The organism is Photobacterium profundum (assembly GCF_003026285.1).
Lineage (GTDB): Bacteria > Pseudomonadota > Gammaproteobacteria > Enterobacterales > Vibrionaceae > Photobacterium > Photobacterium profundum.
This window is the reverse complement of sequence record NZ_PYOD01000002.1, coordinates 651,738-671,500: the sequence shown is the minus strand read 5'-3', so window position 1 is coordinate 671,500 and position 19,763 is coordinate 651,738. Positions and strand designations below refer to the sequence as shown.

Below are 19,763 nucleotides of genomic sequence, written 5' to 3'. Positions count from 1 at the left end.
CTTATTATTCTTGGTTGTAATCTAACGTTTTAATGGTGATTGTGTAGCCAAGTTGATGGTTGATAAAGGTAATATCACCATCAAGGTGTTGTGATGACTGATAGTTTATATCAGCGACAACAATACCCTTATTATCAATGAGCTGGCGGTGCTGTGCTGTTTCTATTAGTTGCCATCCCACATCGTTTAATGGCTTATGCCATGCATCTAACGGCCATAGAGTCAGCATCAAGTTAAACAATACTTGTTCAGGCTTGGGCAGCGTGTCCCCTAATCCTGGTAATACACTGGCTTCAATTGTCTGGTTTTCATAGGTTAAGCTCAGAATACGAGATCCCCACGATGAAAAGCCAGCCAGTGCCAGCTTCTGACTATCGACTTGCAGTTGCACGGGGAGCTGGTGGGTTTGTTCTGCCCACTGAGCGGTGATCAATTGACTTGCGGTTAATGAATGCCCTAATTGGGCTGCAGTCGGTAATGTGACCAAGGTATCGGGTGCAATACTAACTTGATTAGCTTGTTGTTCAGGCTTCATCGCACAACCGCTGAAGGTGAATACCAACATGGCTAACGCAAATGGTTTGAATGGCACTTTCTGCAAGACTGATCGCTGTGTTACGGTGAACATCATTCATTCGCCTCATTGTGTCGAGTGTTGCTGGTCTGTTTAGCGTGAACCGACATGGATAAAGGAGCGAGTAACCACGCCACTATAATGCCGGTCAGTACGGTAATGCCAAAACTGTGTATTGCTTGGGTCGCACTCAAGGCCAATAAACCAAATGACAATAGTGTCGTAGCTGCTGATAGGCTGATTGCCAGAAATGTACTTTGGGTCGAAACCGATTCCGAGTTGCCTTCAGCGTTATCATCAATAGCATGATCCTGCTCAGCAAAGAATAGGGTGTAATCTATCCCAATCCCTAAAATTAATATTAGCGCGAGCAAGTTAAATAAGTTTAACGGTACACCAGTAATTGTCGTAACGGCTATGCCTACACAGCCTGCGATAACTGGTGGTAAAATAAGTAAAACACCCTTCTTCATGCCATAGCGCCAAGCAAGCAACGCCCAAATTGCCAATGTTGCACCAATCAGTAATTCTGTCACTCGTACTCGGTATTCACCAAATAGCAGGGAGATCTCATCCGCTTTATTAAGGTAACTGATATTAAGATGCTGAGTCGCAAACTGTTGAATGATTTCAGGTTGATGCACATCACTCAACATAATGATGGCAGATTGTATTCCTTGTAACTTACCCAGCCACATAAAGCGCAATGGGTCAGCAACGGAGGACGCCAGAAAATCATCAATGGTTAGAGGAGTAAATGTTTGTTCAAATGCTACAGGTGCATTGAGCTTTAACTGCTGTGTTAATGCATCGCCTTGCTGTTGATAAAGCTGTTTTACTAAGGCGAAATTGTTGTACTGGGTATTTTCAGATGGCAAGTATTGGCTAATGCTTTGGTATCCGCCTAATGCACCTTGCTTTTGGTACGTATCAAGCTGCTGAGTCACTTGTTGTAATTGGTTTAGCAGGTCTTGTTCATCATCGGCTTTTACTAACAACATTTGTTGGCTACTGCTTACGCCAGTGATTGATTTAATCGTTGCTTCTTGTTGTTTTAAATCAGACGGCAATGCCTGTAGTTGGCGAATGTCATCGTTGTAATCGGCATGATACATACCCATCAGAGCGGCGATGAATATGATGGAAGGGAGAGCAATACGAATAACCGGCTTTTGCCATAAATTTAGCCATGCTGTCATTGTATGCATGAATGGCAAGGCACTGCGTTGTTGGCTAGGTTTACGCGCTAAAATCGGATACCAACATACGACTGTCGCGTAAGCCGCGGTTAAGCCAATAGCAGAGAATAAAGATAATTGCTGCAAGCCTGGGAAAGGTGCGATAAGCATACCAAGGTAGCCAATCAAACTGGTAATAAGCCCCAAAGTGATAGCTGCAAAAATATGGTGTAAGCCTTGTTGTGCATTCCATTTATTGCCTGCCGCTAAACGGTCTGTAAGGAAATGGAATGCGTAATCGATAGATACGCCAATTAAGCTGGCACCGAATACCAAGCTGAACAGATGGACTTTACCGAAAATAGCGACGGTTAATACAAATGCCGACAGTAACCCACAGCTAATAGACAGCAAGGCAAGAGCGATAGGTAAAGCGCTGCGATATACCGCCAATAGTAAAACGATAACGCCAAGCAGCGAGCCTAGCCCTATGGTACTTATTTCACTTTTAGCGCTTTCAGTACCGTGTGCCGCATAGAAGATCACCCCAGTGTGCAGTACGTCGACATTATATTGCTGACGAATATTATTTTCTAACGTGGTGAGTGCTGGCAGCTGGCGTTGTAGACTTAAGCTATAGGCTGAATCTGATAAATCGGCAGCAATTAATATGTAATCTTTGCCTTGATAATCCGTTGTTAAAAAGCCATCGGTTAATTGAAAATTTCCTGATTGCTTCGTTAGTTGAGAAAGAAAATCACGAAAGAGCAGAAACGGATCACTGCGCAGTTCATTGCCTGTTACCCCTGAAAATGGGTTATACAGAGCTTGAAGAACCTGTTGATTTTGCAGTTCAGGGGTATGTTGTAAGCGTGCTTGTTGTTCAGGTGTCAGTAGTTGAAAGCGTTTAGGGAAATATAACTCACCCCAAGCTTGTTGTGCGTTCTGACTGATTCTACCTGTGACTTTACTGAATAGCCCTACCGTTGCTAGTTCTGTTGATAATTGCTCAGAAGCCGCTAATAACGCTTGTTTATCTTGGCCTCCGATCAGAAAGATAACTTTATCGCTCATGCTATTCGCGACCTGATCAAAGGCCTCTTGTGCGATAGGATCTTGTCGATTTTCCGGTAGCAATGCCAGAATATTAGTTTCTATTGGTGACTGGTTACGCACGGTCAATTGATACCCTAAGGCACCAATAAAAACCAGAGTGATGAATAACCAAGCAAAGGCAAGTTTAGAATTGGAAGGCACGTTGTTCTTCTACAGTCAGTTCAGCAGGGGCTGTACGTTGGTTGGAAAATGTAATGTCAGTCACATCGCCACGAATTTCGGTTAACGTTAAATGGTTAATGAACGTATCGCCATTGATTGTGATTGTCTTAAAGACAGCATTCAAAGGAGCAGCTTTAGGCGTAAGTACTAACTGCCACTCTTCTTCTTTATTAGGCTGTTGGTTTAAGGCAAGCTTAAACTGTTCAGTTAATTGGCTCGTATCGCCTTTAAATAATGACAGGAATACGTGGCTAAAATAGAACACCATCGGGTTTTCACTTGCAGAAACCACTTGTGCGTCTTGATCGCCAAATTGCTGGCTTAACTTGTCTTTGGTTAGCACTAAGGCAACGGGAAAAGGGGTAGTTTGCTGCCACAGTAACCCTTGCTTTTCTGCTAATAGAAATTGTCCTTGCGAGGTTAATGGTGCATTGAACATTTCCATTTTTCGAGTTTGTTCAAAGTCGCCACGAACAATCGGCTGATTCGATAATTTCTTTTGCAGATCAGGTAATGTTATCGCGTTAGCAGAGAAGCTGATAAGCCCTGCACATAGGCTTAACCCAAGAGTGACGTTGTGTAATAAACGCTTAGCTGTTGTTCGTGGGCTGCGAATGTCGCCACTCGCGATATTATTCTGTGCCGGCATGCCATGTCTCCACTTTATCGGTGAATGCTTTAGGCGAAACAAAGCACATCTCACCATCTTCAATACCAACTGCAACTTGCATGGTATGTGCTTTGGTCATACGTACCCCTGATTCTGCATCGTAAATAACGTAATCAACCCGCAGGCGGTTTTCCCATTCGGTCAACGTTGCAGTAATACGGATTTGATGATTAAACGGGATAGGCTTAACGTACTTAACCCGCGTATCAATGATCGGCCACATGTAACCAGAAGCCATCATGTCATGGTAACTGTAGGCAATTTTTTCCATCAAAATACGGCGAGCTTCTTCAAAATATCGGAAGTAGTTACCGTGATAAACCACACCCATGGGATCGGCATCTTGGAAAGATGTCACCATAATGATGTCGGCATCTAGAATACGGTGTTGTTCTGTCATTTAAAAAAGCTCCGTGTTTGATCATGGATCAATGATGGTGAAAATCAGTAAAGATCCCAATGCTGCTGTTGAATCATCTCGATGAAATGACGTAGATCCCCTTCTAGTGGGCGATCTTCAATAACAAATTCGAAATCATTAAGCACAGCTTCCGTCATGGATTTCAGCGCAGGGCTAAAGTGATTCTCGTCGAGCTCATTATGGCGCTTGCGGATCTCTAGCGCTTGCGTTGCCGCTAATAGTGAAGCCGCTGTCACTTGCTCGGTTAATTGCAAAACACGTAAACAGTCACGAGAGGAAATGGTGCCCATGCTGACTTTGTCTTGGTTATGGCATTCAGTAGAACGTGAGAACACACTGGCTGGCATGGTGTTTTTCAATGCTTCGGCTGTCCATGCTGAAATACCAATTTGTACCGCTTTGAAGCCGTGATTAATAGGCTTACGTTCGCCTTCTGCACCGGTTAGATTAAACGGTAGGCCATTATTGAATTTATAATCCATCAACTGCGCCATTTGACGATCCAAAAGATCGGCAATATTGGCAACCGCGGTTTTTAAGGTGTCCATAGCCATCGCGATATGACCGCCATAGAAGTGCCCACCGTGTAGAACACGCTCGTTTTCGCCATCGATAATTGGATTGTCGTTGGCGCTATTAAGTTCATTTTCGATCATCTGGCGTAGCCACGGTAGGGTATCTTGCAATACACCGATCACGTGTGGAGCACAGCGCAGTGAATAACGATCTTGTAGGCGATCACTGTTGCGTGGTGGTGTATCCGCTTGAAGATCTGAACGCAACCAGCTTGCAATTTCCTGCTGGCCAGGGTGCGGTTTTACAGCAAATAATGCTTCATCAAAATGGAAGTCATTACCATGCATGCCTAAAGACACCATTGCTGTAATACGGGTTGCTAACTGAGCAAGGTATTCGGCACGTTTGTAAGCGATACAAGCTAATGCTGTCATCACTGAGGTGCCGTTCATCAAGGCTAGGCCTTCTTTAGGCTTTAGCTTGATAGGTGTAATACCTAATTCGGCAAATACGTCTGCTGTTGGTCGAATCTCACCTTTGTAGATAACCTCTCGCTCGCCAATTAATACCGCAGCAACATACGATAGCGGGGTTAAATCGCCACTTGCACCGACAGAACCTTCTTGAGGAATTCGAGGTGAAATATCGTGGTTAATTAACGTTACAAGTTGATTGAGCAAATCGTGGCTCACGCCAGAAAAACCTTGAGACAAAGAACACAAACGCGTCGCTAATACCGCACGGGCTTGCTGGTGGTCAAGATTTTCGCCTAAGCCACAGCCGTGAAAACGGGTTAAGTGAAGTGGTAACTCATCAACAAGATTGGGTGGAATCGCGACAGTGCATGAATCACCATAGCCTGTTGTTACACCATAAATAACCCCTTCTTCTTTCAAAAGGCGCTCTAGAAATGCAACGCTACGATCGATCTTCCCGGTGTATTCAGGGGTACTGTTCATGGCGGCTGGTGCGCCATTGGCGATAGACATAACATCTTCGATGGTGAGACGTTCTGCGCCAAATGTAATAGGTTGCTGAGTATTATTTGTCATTATCTTTTCCACTTAACTGCCAGAAATTAAAGAAGTTGTACCATTGTAGTGGTGCTTTCATCGTGTAATGTTCTAAACGATTTGCATATTGATTGACCACCTGAGTAAGGGCTTCTTCACGTTGACCTCTGGGCAATTTGATTTGTTCGCTAAAAGGTTCAAAATAGACATCGAAGTGCGGTGTCTTTTGATTATCATCCCTAAGTCCAAATAAGAGGTAAACCGGTGCTTTTAGCACGGCAGCCAACATGAATGGACCTTGAGGAAATGGTGCTGGTTGGCCAAGAAAATCAGCCCAGACAACACGTTGTTCTTTGGTGACAGAGGTACGGTCGCCAACAATGACAATCCATTCCCCTTGTTCAATTTTTTGTTGCAGTAAAATAGCGGTATCCGGCCCAAGCGTGCTGACTTGAATAAGATTGAGATCAGAATTTGGGTTAACAGCCTTCATAACGGCATTAAAACGTTCAGCATGTTCGGTAAAAACTAACGCGTTAATTTTTATATGTTTATGGCGACGGCTTAGTGCTCGGCAAAGTTCTAAATTACCCAAATGGGAGCCGACAATTACCACGCCACGCTGTTGCTCGACAATGCCGTCAAAATGTTCTTGACCATGTATGGTCAGGTTTTTCTCAGAAAAGTCGCCGCGCCATGCTGATAGTTTATCAAGCATGGTATGGCCAAAAGACAATAAATGGTTATAGCTGCTGAGCTTTGCGGGTAAAGCTATGTTTTGCTGCTGGGCGTGTTTTTTAAGCTGATCAAGGTATTCTTCTGATGCCTTACGTGCAGCTTTTCCCGTCAAGTAGTAATACGCTATTACTGCTTTTAATAATATATTAAAGGCTGTACGTCCCAATAACGCATATACCGCTAACAACGCTTTAATGCCTATGATCGTGCCGCGTTCAGTATGCGATGACCAATGTTGTTGCTGGCTGGTTTTGCGTTTTAATAGCTTAGGAATTCGCGGTAACATGCCAAAGAATAAACGGGTGTGCATGGCACTGATTTTTACGTTATCCCACAATGCATCGAAATGAGAGATCCCGCCTTCAGGATAGATCACTTTGGTATCGATAAAGCGGATATCACAATCGTCCCAATACATGCGTACCATTATTTCGGTATCGAAATCCATGCGCTTACCAATATTATTACGTTCTAATATTTTGATAGTACGGCCAATAGGGTAAGAGCGAAAACCGCACATACTGTCTTTGATGGTGAAAGAAAGTGTCTCAATCCATACCCAAATATGAGTGGCGTAGCGACCATATAAGCGTGATTTAGGTACCGATTCGTCATATACCGGCTGACCAGAAATAAGCGCTGTAAGATGTGTTTTTGATTCTGTAATGAGTTTGGGTAAAGCGTCTAAATTGTGCTGTCCGTCTGCGTCTATTTGAATTGCATGGCTAAAACACTGCTTATACGCTTGATAGACCCCTGCGGTAACAGCACTACCTTTTCCTTGATTCTCTGAAAGCGTGATAACAGTGACGTTGTCACGCTTTGATTGCTCACACAAGATGGTTTTGGTGCTTTCTTCGCTACCATCGTCAACTACGATAATAGGGAAGCCATAAGGTTCAAGCGAGTCAATAACAGTAGGTACTGTTTCACCATGGTTATAACAAGGTATCAGAAAACAAGGATGGAAGGTTGTCATTACTTGGCATCCAATTTAATACGACCAGAAGAGTGGGTGCCTTTATCGGATGTATAAACGAAATGTAATTTCTGTTTTTCATCTGACCATGTTAACGATAATTCGACGGTACTATCGGGTAAAATAGGCTCTTGAAACTTCACTACTTCCATCCCAGCAAAAAGAGGGTTGGCATGAAGTAATGTTTGACCATAATGCATAGCCCAGTCGATTTGCGTAACACCTGGTAGTAAAGGGTGAGATGAAAAGTGACCTTGAAAGTCCAATATATCAGCGTCAGCTTTTAGCGTGAGTACGGCGCTATTGTCTGAAATGCGTTGAGCAATAATTGTAGGCTTACGTTTTATCATGATGCTCTTATCTATCGTGTTGATTTTAATCGATGAACAATTGTTCTAAGTCTCGTACTAAACGCTTACCTTGGCTATTTAGCGGGATTTCATCAACAGTACGGTAGCGGCGGGGCACGCCAACAGGTTCTACTGACTGCCGTAAGGCTTGGCGTAATGTTAGCCAAAACTTTCCTTTGCCTAATTCATCAATGGTCTTCTTACCATTTTCAGACAATGTAATAACGGCAGCCAAAATTAAGCGGTTGGTTTCTTCCAGTGGAAATACAGCCGCTTCTTCAATCCAATCTAGCTCGCATAAACGACGTTCTACTTCGGTTAAAGAAATACGTTTTTCTTCTATTTTTACAATACGATCGGCTCGCCCTTTTAGCATAAAGGTACGCTCACTTAAGCATGCGCACTGATCGCTGGTTTGATACCAATTGTTAGGGTCGATAAAAGGTGATAATAAACGTAAGCAGCCTTCAGCATTTAACATCATATTAATCGCTGGAAATAGTAACCAAGGGGTCGTGGCATCTTGTTGTTGTCGGTAACCAATCCCACCAGTTTCAGTGCTGCCAAAGACTTCAAAAGGGCGTTGTTCAAACAGATTATGGCTGTGTTGTGCAGCATCCAATGACAGTGGGCCACCGGAAGAAAAAATTGCACGATACGGCTTAGACATATGTTCTTCAGTGAGCCGTTTTAACAACGCAGGGCTGCTAATTAGAGTGGTGTCTTGGTTTGCGTGTGCAATGACTTGTTCTGGGTAAATAACATTTAAGCGTTCAAATGCACGACCAGAACATAATGGCCATAAAACACGAAATAATAAGCCATAGATATGCTGATGCGATACGGTACTGGTAATGGCTGAGTTTGAAAGCTTTTCACCCCAAACCGCATCAAGTTGTTCAATTTCAGCATCGAGTAACGCAAGCGTTTTGTCTATCGCTTTAGGGGTACCGTTTGACCCTGAAGTAAATAGCGTTAAACAAATAGCATTAAGAAGTAATGATGTAAATGGGGGACTATTTGTCGTTTGAGAGTCACTCATCGCAATGAGCGATGCTGCATCTACGGTGAATAGTTCGATGTCTGTGGTACTAAGATCGGCCACGCCATCGTGTAAAACGGCATCAAAGTGTGGTGCTAGTTCAGCTAAAGCTGCTGGCTGGTAGTTTCCTGGTAAAATGATGTGGCGATTAGCGTGTGCGGCAGCCATAAAGGCGACCGCAAAAAAATAGCTATCGTCAAAGCAAATAGCCCAACGTTGGTGTTTACTGGCGGTAAGTTGCTGGGTTAATACATTTACATCTGAGTGGAATTGTGACCATAATACGTTACCGGATGGTATGCGGTTAGATGCCGTGTTTTCAGAATCAGTGCAATTTAATGGAGCGATAACTACTGGTTGCGTATCGGGCCAAGGTTGAACCATCAAGTTAGTCAGTGATTTTAAGGTCATAACGACTTCTGTTTCTTTCATGGTGCTTTATTGTTCCTGCTTTCTTTTAACCCATTGACGAACAAACCATTCACCAATAAATAAACTACCGGCAAATAAGTAGCTGATGAGTCCGTTGTACAGGGTCCAGACTTCTAACGTCATAAAGCATGTTGTTAATGCAATTGAACCGTTGATGATAAAAAAAACACACCAAACTTTGGTTACAGTACGGGTATAACGAATACCACTAGCTGGTAATTCAGGTTCTTGTAAGCGCGCAAAGCGTTCAATCAGTGTTTGCTTTTGCCATAAACTGGCACTGAACAAACCTAGCATTAAGGTATTAACGATAACGGGATAGAAGGTAAACCATCCTTCCTGCTTAAACAGGCTGCCAAGTAAAGCCAGCACGATACCAGCGCCACCACTAAGCCAAGCAATGTATTTTAGTTCGGGTAAGCGAGTTTGATTACCAGCAATGATCCGCAGCAAAAATAGCACCACTAGCAATCCAGCAACGGCACCGAGCCCCCAACGACTAAGCCCGTAGTATACGGCTAATGGATAAGCTAACAGTGCAATTGCTGACAGTATTGTCAGCCAGCGCATTATTCAGCCTTTAGTAGTTCAACGACAGCATCTACAATGTCATCAACGGTGCGAACTGCTTTAAATTCGTCAGGTTTAATTTTCTTACCCGTTAAATTTTGTAGGTGAACAACAAGGTCAACGGCGTCAATGCTGTCTAAATCAAGCTCTTGATAAAGTTGTGCTTCAGGTTTGATGTCATCAACATCAATCTCAAATAGTTCAACCAATGCATCACGTACTTGGTTGAAAACTTCGTTACGGTTTACTTCTGTCATAATGTATACGCTTTTTCTGTGCCCACAAATGTTGGCATTACTTATGGCTAGATATAATGTTTAGTTACGCTTTGTTCTTTGAAATATAAACTGCAAGGTTAGCAACAGATGCAAAGTGATCGCGTGTATTGGTATCGTCTGCATCAATAACAATGTTGTATTTTTTCTTAATGGCTAAGCCAAGTTCTAATGCATCAATTGAATCGAGCCCTAAACCGTCACCAAAAAGAGGTGCATCCGTTTCAATATCATCCACCGTGATATCTTCAAGGTTAAGCGCTTCAATGATGAGTTCTTTTAATTCGGTCTGTAATTGTTCCACTGGGGCCTACTTATTCTATTTGAGTGCTTATTGTTAGTCTGAAGGTGGAAAAAGCACCGTAGCAAGATGGCGGTTAACATGTCTTGCTGCCGATGTTGCTGAATCAGCCTTACAGATAAAAGGTGTAACGGCTATCTTACCTTTCACTTCCACGCGAAAAAAGGGTTTAGTATCCGGTACCTGGTACCATTTCTTCTCTTTTGTCAAAAAACTGGGCGTAACCGTGATATGGATGACGCGTAAGTCAGCTTCTGTTCTGACTGCAATTTGTGCAGCCCCGCGTTGAAGTTTAGATGTTTTGTTTGGTGTCGTACGCGTACCTTCCGGAAATACGAGCAATACATTTCCACTTTCTAAGCGTTGATTGCAGTCTTCAATTAAGCTTTCAGGATCTCGATTGGGTATATATCCCGCCGCTTTTACAATGCCTTTGATAAACGGGTTCTGCCAAAGACTGGCTTTAACTAAACAATCGCATTGCGGTAAACATGAGGCAATAAGAACGTAATCGATCAGACTTGGGTGGTTGGCCACAATTAAGCAATTACGATCTTGCTGCAGTGTTTCTACACCTATAAATGTGTAATCGATAGCACCGAAAGATCGCATTGTTCGACAGAAAAAAGCAAAGGATTGCTGAATAATCGACTGTACACGCATTTCACGTTGGTGCTGATTTTTAGCCGATATTGTCATGATTGGAAAAGCGATGAAGGTAAGGCAAAGCGCCCCTAAGCCAAAAATAGAAAAGCACAAACCAGTAGCCAATACTCGCCACACTTTATTGACTCTTTGTTTGACTGTAAGAGGTCGAGATTCCATCGTTTTAGCGTTTCCAATGCCATAGCGTACGAGGCGCTGTAATCGTCCATTCTTGTTTATCGCTAAGTAAATTAGCGATTACATTCAGTGTTTGTGGGTACTGCTGTTTTGACTCTTGTACGTTTTTATTTTTGAGCCCTGCTTCCCAGGCTAACTGATAACCATCTCCACTCGAAAGAATCATACCCAAGGCATAACCGTGGTATGCAGACGTATTTAGCTCTGTGGAATCAAATTTTTGATAAGGTTCAGGAAGAGGCTCATCGAAATCAACCACCAATACTTTATGATCAGGGTTATCGCTTAAGTAAGCTGCGCTTTCAATTAAAGCGGCATGAAGTGTATTCTCGCAAGCACCGATCGAAGTAACCGGAATTGCCTGTTTTGTTGCTATTGTGTATAAACCTGCAGCCGTATTATGTACTGACTGAGAGAATGCAATGGGTGAAGCATCTTCGCCAGCTAAGATATCCTGCATTAACTTGACTGTTCTTGTGAGTTCGCCATGGCGGCTGGCAAAAACGATATAGTCAACGTTATGACCTTCCGTTAATTCAAGTGCTGTTTGCATTGCCAGTTTACTTAATGCGCTCATTCGGCGACGCATCATCGGCGGTATTAAATGGTGAGGTACAGGCGTAAGTGGCTCAGGCCACAGCTTTTGATTGCTAGCCCACTCTTGCCACGCATTATGGTCCAATAAACTTGGCGATAGCGCGATAAAATTAATTACATTGAAATGTACACTGTTCATTTTTGGTATTGTATACTCGTTGGCTTGTTAGTTCTATCAGTAATGTTAATGAATTCACCATGAAGTGTATGTTTCGCGAATGAATTCTTGTACTTGCTTATCTGTTAACAATACAAAAAACACCCATAAAAGCCCTTAACTATTAAAAAAGGAGAAACAATGAAACTATTTAAAGGTCTGACCATTGCTGTAATATTATTGGCTGTTTCAGGTTGTAGTCGTGTACAACCAATCCATAATGTAGAGAATACTCCAGTTGCTTATAACCTTCAAATTTCGCAAGTAAAACAAGCAATTATAGAGTCTGGTATGAACCGCGGTTGGATAATGACTGAAACTAAACCTGGAACTATTCGTGGCGAATACTCTACGCGATCTCATGATGCAGTTATTGATGTTGAATACAATAATAAAACCTACTCAATTAACTATGTTAGTTCAGAAAACCTCAAGTATAGCGACGGTAAAATACACCGTAACTATAATCGTTGGGTCAATAACCTTGATGTCGATATTAAGAGAAAGCTGGCTATGCTAGCTCTGTAATACAGCATATTTATTTGATGGGTTATGATATAGCGTGTTGATTGTGGAGTTCAGAAATTCGTCATATTTTTGTCCTTGAACAACACCTTATTATGATAATTTACTCAAACTACGCACTTTATCTTTCGCTTTCATATTGGATTTGTCTGTGACTTTATATCAAAACGACCCATTTAATGCACTTGATGCAAAAACAGAAGCTCAAAAGTTGGCTTTTGCTCCTATCGTTTTTCATACTGCAAGAACACTACGTGATTTAGGTATTCTAAATGCATTAGATCAAGCGGGTAAGCAAGGGCTCAATGCGGTAGATATCGCTACAAGAACCAATGTAAGTGAATATGGTGTAAAAGTCTTACTTGATATGGCATTGAGTGCGCATATTGTTACGTGGGATAAACCTAATTATGTTTTGGCGAATCTAGGCTATTTCTTAGCGAATGATGGGATGACTCGTGCCAATATGGATTTCACTGCGGATGTTTGTTACGCCGCAATGATGCATTTGACCGAAGCGATAGAAGAAGGCACGCCTGCGGGTTTGAAAGAGCTGGGTGATTGGACAACGATCTACGAAGGTTTATCTCAGTTGCCAGAAAAAGCGAAAGAAAGCTGGTTTAATTTCGATCACTTTTATTCAGATCGTTCTTTCCCTGTGTTACTCGATCGTGTATTTGAGGGTAAACCCAAGCGATTATTTGATATTGGCGGCAATACGGGAAAGTGGGCATTGCAATGCTGTAATCATAATCCTGATGTTGAAGTGACCATCATTGATTTGCCTCAGCAGATTGAAATGGCATTAAAAAATGCGGATGAAAATGGTTTTTCTGAACGCATAAAAGGCTACCCAACTAACATGTTGGATGCTTCTAATTCACTTCCAACGGGCGCTGATGTGTGGTGGATGAGCCAATTTTTGGACTGTTTCTCGCCAATGGAAATCCTCAGTATTCTACGTCGTGTACGTGCTGCAATGTCTGACGATGCGACTGTCTATATTCTTGAGCTATTCTGGGATTCGCAACGCTATGATGCCGCTGCATACAGTTTAAATGCCACCTCGTTGTATTTTACATGCCTTGCGAATGGCAACAGCCGTTTCTATCGAAGTGATGATTTTCTAGAAATTGTTAAAGAGGCGGGCTTTGTGGTCGCGACACGTACCGACGATATTGGCCTTGGTCATACTTTATTAGAATTAAAAGCGGGCTAAACCTAGGGGCTGCTGATCTTTCATATTATTGCTGTTGGAAGATCTTTTATTAGTCAGTTCTTTCTCAGTAAATGCCGGCGAATTAGTATTCGCGACTTGGTATGGCATCGCTGTTGAATCTGCTGCTTCAACTAATGGAGCAGCTTGTTCTAACCAATTCACTATGCGCTTTTGATTATCAGGGAAGGCATTCGTCATTGCTTGAGCGTGATTACAAGTATCTAATCGCCAGAAATTTTTATTTCCAGGCAGCTGTTGATAAATTTCTTCGCCTGACGCTATGGGTACAATATTGTCTGATTCACAGTGAATAACTAATGATTGCATTTCAGGTAAGGTAGCCACAAACTCTTTAGCCGCGTAATTGTCACGCATTATAAAATGTGCAATCCATGAATACCATTCGCCAAACATGCCTTTATCTAATACAAACTTGGCTTCATCAACATAACTTGTAAACGATGAATCAATAATGATGCCATCAAGGTTTATTGGATTATCGGCCAGTGCCCGCAAAAAAATATTTCCGCCAGTAGACGTAGCAACTGTGAAGGTCGGTTGTTGAATATGTGTTTGTAATTTTTCTATGTGTTTCAAGATACTTATCGCGTCTAAATAGGCAGATCTATCGCCAACACTACCTGTTGAATGACCAAAGCCGGAATAATCAAACACCATCACATCGTATCCATGTTTCGCGAGCCAATCGACTTTTTCTTGGGTTTGCTCCATGTGTCCGCTATTGCCATGGAAGTGCACAACAAAACCTCGATGCTGAATATCCTCTTTTGCTGGTATCCATAAATGTGCAATACGATTACCAGACTCTGACTCTATCCAGCGAATATCTGGATTAAGAGTTTGTGCTTTAGATGGCGCGAAAAAGGCAGTGTTTGCACACCCTTGAGTAAAAAATAAGATAACTATCAAACCAATAATATTTTTCATTACCACCTCCCCGATTGTGTTATTTGTACGGAAGAAAGTAGAAAATGGATCATATCAATCTCATCTCATTATTTTTATGATCTTGAGTGATGATTCAAAAGAGCTTGCATTCATTAAATGTTAGTACCGGAGGGGATTCATCATGAAGAGAATGCAGATAGTTTGGTATAATTCTCATAATAGAAATGACAATAATTTATGAGCAAAAGAAAATTAGGGCGTTATAACTTAACGACCATTAATTAATGCTCACTGCCTTTTTTGAGGATTTACCGTTTGAGTTCAAAACAGCGTACGCAAGTTGCAATTATTGGTGCAGGCCCTTCTGGCTCGGTTGCCGCAGCATTACTTCACCAAAAAGGGATTGATGTGGTGGTGCTTGAAAAAAGCCTTTTCCCACGTTTTTCTATTGGTGAAAGCCTGCTACCTGCCTGTATGGAAGTGATAGAAAAAGCGAATATGTTATCAGCGGTAGAACGTGCCAATTTTCAATTTAAAGATGGTGCGGCTTTTCATCGTGATGGCAAATATACCTGTTTTAATTTTACGGACAAATTTACCGAAGGTGCTGGCACTACATTTCAAGTACAGCGGGCAAATTTTGATAAAGTGCTTGCCGACGAAGCGGTTGAGCAAGGTGTTGAAATTCGTTATCAACACACATTAATGAATATTGATCTTGCGGGTAAGTACTCAGTACTAACCGTAAATGATGAACACGATAAGAGTTATGAATTAGAGGCCGATTTCGTATTGGATGCGAGTGGTTTTGGGCGGGTGCTTCCACGTTTATTAGCATTAGAAGAACCATCATGTTTACCAACACGAAGAGCGCTATTTACGCATATAGTCGACAATATCGATACATCAGCACTAGAAAGCCTCGATTACGATCGCAATAAAATTTTAATATCGGTTCATCCTGCTAATCCGGATGTTTGGTATTGGCTAATTCCATTTAGTAATGGAACGTGTTCGTTGGGTATCGTCGCAGAGCCTGCATTTTTTGCTGATTATCCAGAAGATGATGTAGCGGCACTTAAGCAACTTGCGAGCGAAGAGCCCAGATTACGACAATTACTAGCCAAGGCAGAGTTCCCCAACCCTGCAGGTGAAATTGGCGGTTATTCCGCGAATGTAAAAACGCTATGCAGCGATAAATTTGCGCTTTTAGGTAATGCGGGAGAATTCTTGGATCCTGTGTTTTCTTCTGGTGTCACAATTGCGATGAAGTCATCTGAAATTGCGACTGATTTATTGGTTAGGCAATTCGATGGTGAATTGGTTGATTGGCAGAAAGACTATGCTGATGCGTTAATGAAAGGGGTGAATACTTTTAGAGCCTATGTTGAAGGTTGGTATTCTGGTGAGCTGCAAGATGTGATTTTTCATGAAAATCCCGACCATAAAATCAAACAGATGATTTGTTCTATTTTGGCAGGGTACGCATGGGATACGGACAATCCATTTGTTGCCCAGCCTGAACGTCGGTTGCGTATGATTGCTGAAATTTGTAGAGATACGAAAAGCTAACAACTCTATCTGAAACGAGCATCTTGAGGTAACTTAGTTATATCATTAATACGGCTGTATTTATCAAATAGTCGTATTTTTTTGCTATTAAATAAATGAGTTAACACAATTACTTCTCATTGCATTGAACGATGGGAACATTGCATTTTTGCGGTCCACTACGTATGTTAGTGAGGTATATTGGGTATGGACATATGGACAAGTATCAGATCATCCTTGCGGGTTTTAATTGCCTAACAACGTTAGACATTTTGTAAACAGATCCTAGTTACTTCAAATTATTGTTTTGTTATTCACTATTTTTCTTGCACAAATATTTGACCATCTACTTGTTAAGTATGGCATTACTCATTTAAGCAAAAGGCAATTCATGCATATTACGAATAAAACATTTACTGAACACGATTTTAGTGAGCAAGATCTTCAAGATGCTCGTTTTGAAAATTGTCAGTTTTATCGTTGTAATTTTAACCGTGCAAATTTATCTGATGCCGCGTTTATTGAATGCCAATTCATTGAGCGCGGCGACGTGGATGGTTGTCAGTTTGAGTATACAAAATTAAAAGATGCTAGCTTTAAACATTGTGATTTGAGCATGGCGCAATTTCGAGGTGCTCAGTGCTTTGGTATTGAATTAAGAGATAGCCAGTTAAAAGGGGCTGATTTTGTGTTGGCCAGCTTTGCGAATTACATCACCCATAATACCTTCTTTTGCTCTGCTTATATTTCTCGTTGTAATTTATCGTATGCTAATTTTGAAAATCAACGCTTAGAAAAGTGTGAGTTATTCGAAAATAAATGGAATGGTGCCAACCTATTAGGTGCTACATTCAAAGGTTCTGATTTAAGTCGTGGTGAGTTTTCGCCAGAAGCGTGGGGACAATTTGATATGACGGAATGTAACTTGTGTCATGTTGATCTTACCGGGCTTGATATTCGTCGAGTGAGTGTTGCAAAGGTGACTATTTGTGATTGGCAGCAAGAGCAATTACTTGAACCTTTAGGGGTTGTTGTACTACCGGGTTGATAGTCGTTTATTCTAAGATGCGAGTATCATTCAAAGAGGGCTCTTTGGAAAGCATACTCGCCCTAGCTACGAACGATGTTTATTTTTTCGTGCGTATGTATAGTTCTTCAACCTTTGTTCTTGCCCATTCCGTTTTACGTAAAAACTTTAGGCTAGATTTGATGCTTGGATCTTGGTTAAAGCAGCGAATGTTGATGCGATAGCCTAGTTCTTCCCAACCATAATGCTCGACAAGTTCAGTTAATAGCTTTTCGAGAGTGATGCCGTGAAGAGGGTTGTTTGTTTGAGTCATGTTTATTGCCAATGAAAGAATCTAACGCAAGTATATCAGTTTATATACCCAAGTCACCTCAAGGTGCAGGATTCAGAGTGGCCTCAGTGTGTTTAATTCAAGGGAAACATGTGTAGGAATGGCATTCCCATCCAACCATTCTTTTATCCTCTTTTTTGTTATTTAGGTATGTTATGACACAGCACAGACGCGCAGACTTATTGATAGTTTGTGCAACATTACTGGCTTCGGCGGGTTGGATTTTCTCTAAGCAAACCATTCAAGGGCTCCCGCCTTTTGGGTTTATTGGTTTACGGTTTGTACTGGCCTCACTGCTTATACTTCCTTTTTGTTATCGTTTATTTAAGCAAGTGAGCCTGAAAGATATTGCGCAATCGTCATTGGTCGGTATGTTGTTGGGGGCGGCATTACTGACTTGGATCTATGCGATTTCGGTCAGTGATACTCTTGGCGAGGGGGCATTTATTATGAGCCTTTCTATGCTATTGGTTCCGTTAGTGGCATGGCCGCTATTTAAACAAAAGCCAAGTCGTCCTTTTTGGATTTCGTTGCCCTTTGCCATTATTGGTCTGGTTTTATTATCGTTATCTGGCGGTGGTTGGCATCAATCAGTGAGCCAAGTGTGGTTTTTATTGGCAGCAGCATTATTGGCATTGCAGTTTAATTTTAATAGTCGATATGCGCAGCGTATTCCCACGCTATTACTGACATGTGTTCAATTATTTGTAACCGGTCTAATGGGGCTTATTGCTTCACTCATGTTTGAACAATGGCCACAAACGGTCGATATAGCAATTTGGGGTTGGTTTGCTTCTAGCGTCTTGATAGCAACAAGCATTCGCTATGTACTACAAACAGCAGGACAGAAACACACGAGTGTGGCTAATGCCGCCATTATTATGGTTTTAGAGCCGGTCTGGACGGTGTTTTTGAGTATTATGTGGTACGGCGAGAAGATGCCAGTAGAAAAGGTAATAGGGTGTTCATTAATCCTTTTTGCGTTACTGCTTTATCGAGGTTGGTATACCATTACAGGAAAGCTATTTAAATAATCAGCTTTCACGCTGAAGTCACTCTAAGTTTAGTGCCTTGAATTAGCTGGGTATACAAGTGCTAAACTAAAATAGCCCCCTATTTTCATTAAAATGGAAATAGGGGACTGTTTTTGTTCGTGGTAATTGATTTTAACACATCAAATATTGTTGTTTTACTGGCTCTTTTTTAGGTGATATTTGCTGGTTTTTCTTACTTAATGCAGCACATCGAGGGCAGCCATTACCCGCAAGATGATTCGATGGAAGCTGCTCAAATTCACCATGTAGTGAACAAATAATGGTGCCCTTTGTCCGTACGTTTACATAGCCAAATAAGCTGTAATCATAGCGTTCGCCGTGAATACATTGAGCCTGCTGCGTAAACTGTTCATTGGTTTTTTTTTTGCCTTTTTTGGCGCAAAGCGGACAACCCACACCACGTAAATGGGCATCGGGGCGTTGCTCAAAATCCCCATGTTCGGGGCAGGTAATAATGGCTTTAGAAAGCGCGCCGGTATAAATAAATTTCGAATAATCGTATTTACCCGCATGTACCTTTATCGCTTCATTTACGATCACTTCGCGGTTTTTTGGGTATGATTTCGAACATTTAGGACACCCTTTACCTGAAAGGTGAGCATTCGGTCGCTGTTCAAAATCACCATGCACAGGGCACGATATTAGCCCTTTAGTCAGTGCGCCTAAGTATTCAAACTGGCTATAATTATATTTTTTACCATGCAACTTTTGGGCTGATAAAACAAATTGCTCTTTTGTTTTCTTTTCTTTGCCAGCACATTTAGGGCAACCTCTGCCTGCAAGGTGTGCATCAGGGCGTTGTTCGAAATCACCATGTAGTGTACAGGTTATGAGGCTTTTTGTTTTCGCATTCAGGTAAATGAAATTTTCATAGTGGTATCGTTGGCTATGAACATGATGCGCTTCTTGAATAAATATTTCGGTTGTTTTTTTCATTTAATTGAACCGCCCATGGTTATCACTTTAACGAATACTGTTTCATTAAGTACTTCTGAAGTGGCAATTATTTACTCGTAAGGGTGTGTAAATATATTTATTAATAAATATTATTGTGAATAGAAGTAAGTTCTTAATAACCGTATGCTCTTGTTTTATATGTTTCTCTTTTATTGAAAAACAAGCAACACTCAAAAATGAAAATCATTGTTGCATTTTTTATGATAGCGGTCACAGTTTGTATGATGTAAATTTCAACCATCAAGTTTTTAATGA

The 19,763-nt window shown here is 41.6% G+C and carries 21 protein-coding genes; 5 read left to right on the top strand and 16 right to left on the bottom strand.

Going from position 1 to position 19,763, the window contains the following annotated elements:
* Positions 1-4: 4 nt before the first annotated feature.
* The 13 genes from C9J48_RS07840 to C9J48_RS07780 all read right to left on the bottom strand — a co-directional run bounded on the left by C9J48_RS07840 (position 5) and on the right by C9J48_RS07780 (position 11,916).
* On the bottom strand, positions 5-631 hold the full coding sequence (locus tag C9J48_RS07840; protein ID WP_006228768.1) for a DUF3261 domain-containing protein: 627 nt from the start codon (positions 629-631) through the stop codon (positions 5-7).
* A complete protein-coding gene (locus tag C9J48_RS07835; protein WP_006228769.1) occupies positions 628-3,009 on the bottom strand; it encodes an MMPL family transporter in 2,382 nt (793 codons plus the stop codon). The genes C9J48_RS07840 and C9J48_RS07835 overlap by 4 nt, the downstream gene beginning before the upstream one ends.
* The gene (locus C9J48_RS07830; RefSeq protein ID WP_006228770.1) at positions 2,993-3,679 is read right to left on the bottom strand and encodes a LolA family protein; all 687 of its coding nucleotides are present in this window, start codon (positions 3,677-3,679) and stop codon (positions 2,993-2,995) included. Before C9J48_RS07830 ends, C9J48_RS07835 begins: the two co-directional genes overlap by 17 nt.
* Positions 3,663-4,100 (bottom strand): acyl-CoA thioesterase, encoded by a 438-nt coding sequence (locus C9J48_RS07825; RefSeq protein ID WP_006228771.1) that lies wholly within the window; start codon positions 4,098-4,100, stop codon positions 3,663-3,665. Before C9J48_RS07825 ends, C9J48_RS07830 begins: the two co-directional genes overlap by 17 nt.
* Positions 4,101-4,144: 44 nt before the next feature.
* On the bottom strand, positions 4,145-5,689 hold the full coding sequence (locus tag C9J48_RS07820; protein ID WP_006228772.1) for an HAL/PAL/TAL family ammonia-lyase: 1,545 nt from the start codon (positions 5,687-5,689) through the stop codon (positions 4,145-4,147).
* Positions 5,679-7,367: a glycosyltransferase family 2 protein gene (locus C9J48_RS07815; protein ID WP_006228773.1), complete on the bottom strand. Its 1,689-nt coding sequence runs from the start codon at positions 7,365-7,367 to the stop codon at positions 5,679-5,681. The genes C9J48_RS07820 and C9J48_RS07815 overlap by 11 nt, the downstream gene beginning before the upstream one ends.
* Positions 7,367-7,717, bottom strand: coding sequence for an ApeI family dehydratase (locus C9J48_RS07810; protein ID WP_006228774.1), 351 nt, complete (start codon positions 7,715-7,717; stop codon positions 7,367-7,369). Before C9J48_RS07810 ends, C9J48_RS07815 begins: the two co-directional genes overlap by 1 nt.
* Before the next feature lie 25 nt (positions 7,718-7,742).
* On the bottom strand, positions 7,743-9,143 hold the full coding sequence (locus C9J48_RS07805) for an AMP-binding protein (protein ID WP_373456042.1): 1,401 nt from the start codon (positions 9,141-9,143) through the stop codon (positions 7,743-7,745).
* A 54-nt stretch (positions 9,144-9,197) separates the two neighbouring features.
* Positions 9,198-9,761 (bottom strand): COG4648 family protein, encoded by a 564-nt coding sequence (locus C9J48_RS07800; protein WP_006228776.1) that lies wholly within the window; start codon positions 9,759-9,761, stop codon positions 9,198-9,200.
* Positions 9,761-10,018 carry an acyl carrier protein gene (locus tag C9J48_RS07795; protein WP_006228777.1) on the bottom strand — a complete coding sequence of 86 codons (258 nt, stop codon included), beginning with the start codon at positions 10,016-10,018 and terminating at the stop codon, positions 9,761-9,763. Before C9J48_RS07795 ends, C9J48_RS07800 begins: the two co-directional genes overlap by 1 nt.
* 64 nt (positions 10,019-10,082) lie before the next feature.
* Positions 10,083-10,340: a phosphopantetheine-binding protein gene (locus C9J48_RS07790; RefSeq protein ID WP_006228778.1), complete on the bottom strand. Its 258-nt coding sequence runs from the start codon at positions 10,338-10,340 to the stop codon at positions 10,083-10,085.
* Positions 10,341-10,373: 33 nt separating this feature from the next.
* Entirely contained in the window at positions 10,374-11,162 is a 789-nt protein-coding gene (locus tag C9J48_RS07785; protein ID WP_036802487.1) for a lysophospholipid acyltransferase family protein, read from the bottom strand.
* A gap of 4 nt (positions 11,163-11,166) precedes the next feature.
* Positions 11,167-11,916 (bottom strand): beta-ketoacyl synthase chain length factor, encoded by a 750-nt coding sequence (locus tag C9J48_RS07780; RefSeq protein WP_006228780.1) that lies wholly within the window; start codon positions 11,914-11,916, stop codon positions 11,167-11,169.
* A 159-nt stretch (positions 11,917-12,075) separates the two neighbouring features.
* Between C9J48_RS07780 and C9J48_RS07775 the strand changes: the two genes are divergently transcribed.
* Positions 12,076-12,462: a hypothetical protein gene (locus C9J48_RS07775; RefSeq protein WP_006228781.1), complete on the top strand. Its 387-nt coding sequence runs from the start codon at positions 12,076-12,078 to the stop codon at positions 12,460-12,462.
* A 148-nt stretch (positions 12,463-12,610) separates the two neighbouring features.
* Positions 12,611-13,678, top strand: coding sequence for a methyltransferase (locus C9J48_RS07770; protein WP_006228782.1), 1,068 nt, complete (start codon positions 12,611-12,613; stop codon positions 13,676-13,678).
* Here C9J48_RS07770 and C9J48_RS07765 read toward each other — a convergent pair.
* Positions 13,664-14,626: an alpha/beta hydrolase gene (locus tag C9J48_RS07765; RefSeq protein ID WP_006228783.1), complete on the bottom strand. Its 963-nt coding sequence runs from the start codon at positions 14,624-14,626 to the stop codon at positions 13,664-13,666. The genes C9J48_RS07770 and C9J48_RS07765 overlap by 15 nt on opposite strands.
* Before the next feature lie 276 nt (positions 14,627-14,902).
* Here C9J48_RS07765 and C9J48_RS07760 point away from each other — a divergent pair, with 276 nt between their 5' ends.
* Positions 14,903-16,159, top strand: a complete 1,257-nt coding sequence (locus C9J48_RS07760) for an NAD(P)/FAD-dependent oxidoreductase (protein ID WP_006228784.1) — start codon at positions 14,903-14,905, stop codon at positions 16,157-16,159.
* Positions 16,160-16,529: 370 nt separating this feature from the next.
* Entirely contained in the window at positions 16,530-17,186 is a 657-nt protein-coding gene (locus C9J48_RS07755; RefSeq protein ID WP_006228785.1) for a Qnr family pentapeptide repeat protein, read from the top strand.
* 79 nt (positions 17,187-17,265) lie between these two features.
* Here the strand turns inward: C9J48_RS07755 and C9J48_RS07750 are convergent, their stop codons facing one another.
* Positions 17,266-17,478 carry a VF530 family protein gene (locus C9J48_RS07750; RefSeq protein ID WP_006228786.1) on the bottom strand — a complete coding sequence of 71 codons (213 nt, stop codon included), beginning with the start codon at positions 17,476-17,478 and terminating at the stop codon, positions 17,266-17,268.
* A gap of 173 nt (positions 17,479-17,651) precedes the next feature.
* Between C9J48_RS07750 and C9J48_RS07745 the strand changes: the two genes are divergently transcribed.
* On the top strand, positions 17,652-18,530 hold the full coding sequence (locus tag C9J48_RS07745) for a DMT family transporter (RefSeq protein WP_006228787.1): 879 nt from the start codon (positions 17,652-17,654) through the stop codon (positions 18,528-18,530).
* A gap of 132 nt (positions 18,531-18,662) precedes the next feature.
* Here the strand turns inward: C9J48_RS07745 and C9J48_RS07740 are convergent, their stop codons facing one another.
* Positions 18,663-19,487 carry a DUF723 domain-containing protein gene (locus C9J48_RS07740; RefSeq protein ID WP_006228788.1) on the bottom strand — a complete coding sequence of 275 codons (825 nt, stop codon included), beginning with the start codon at positions 19,485-19,487 and terminating at the stop codon, positions 18,663-18,665.
* Positions 19,488-19,763 lie beyond the last annotated feature (276 nt).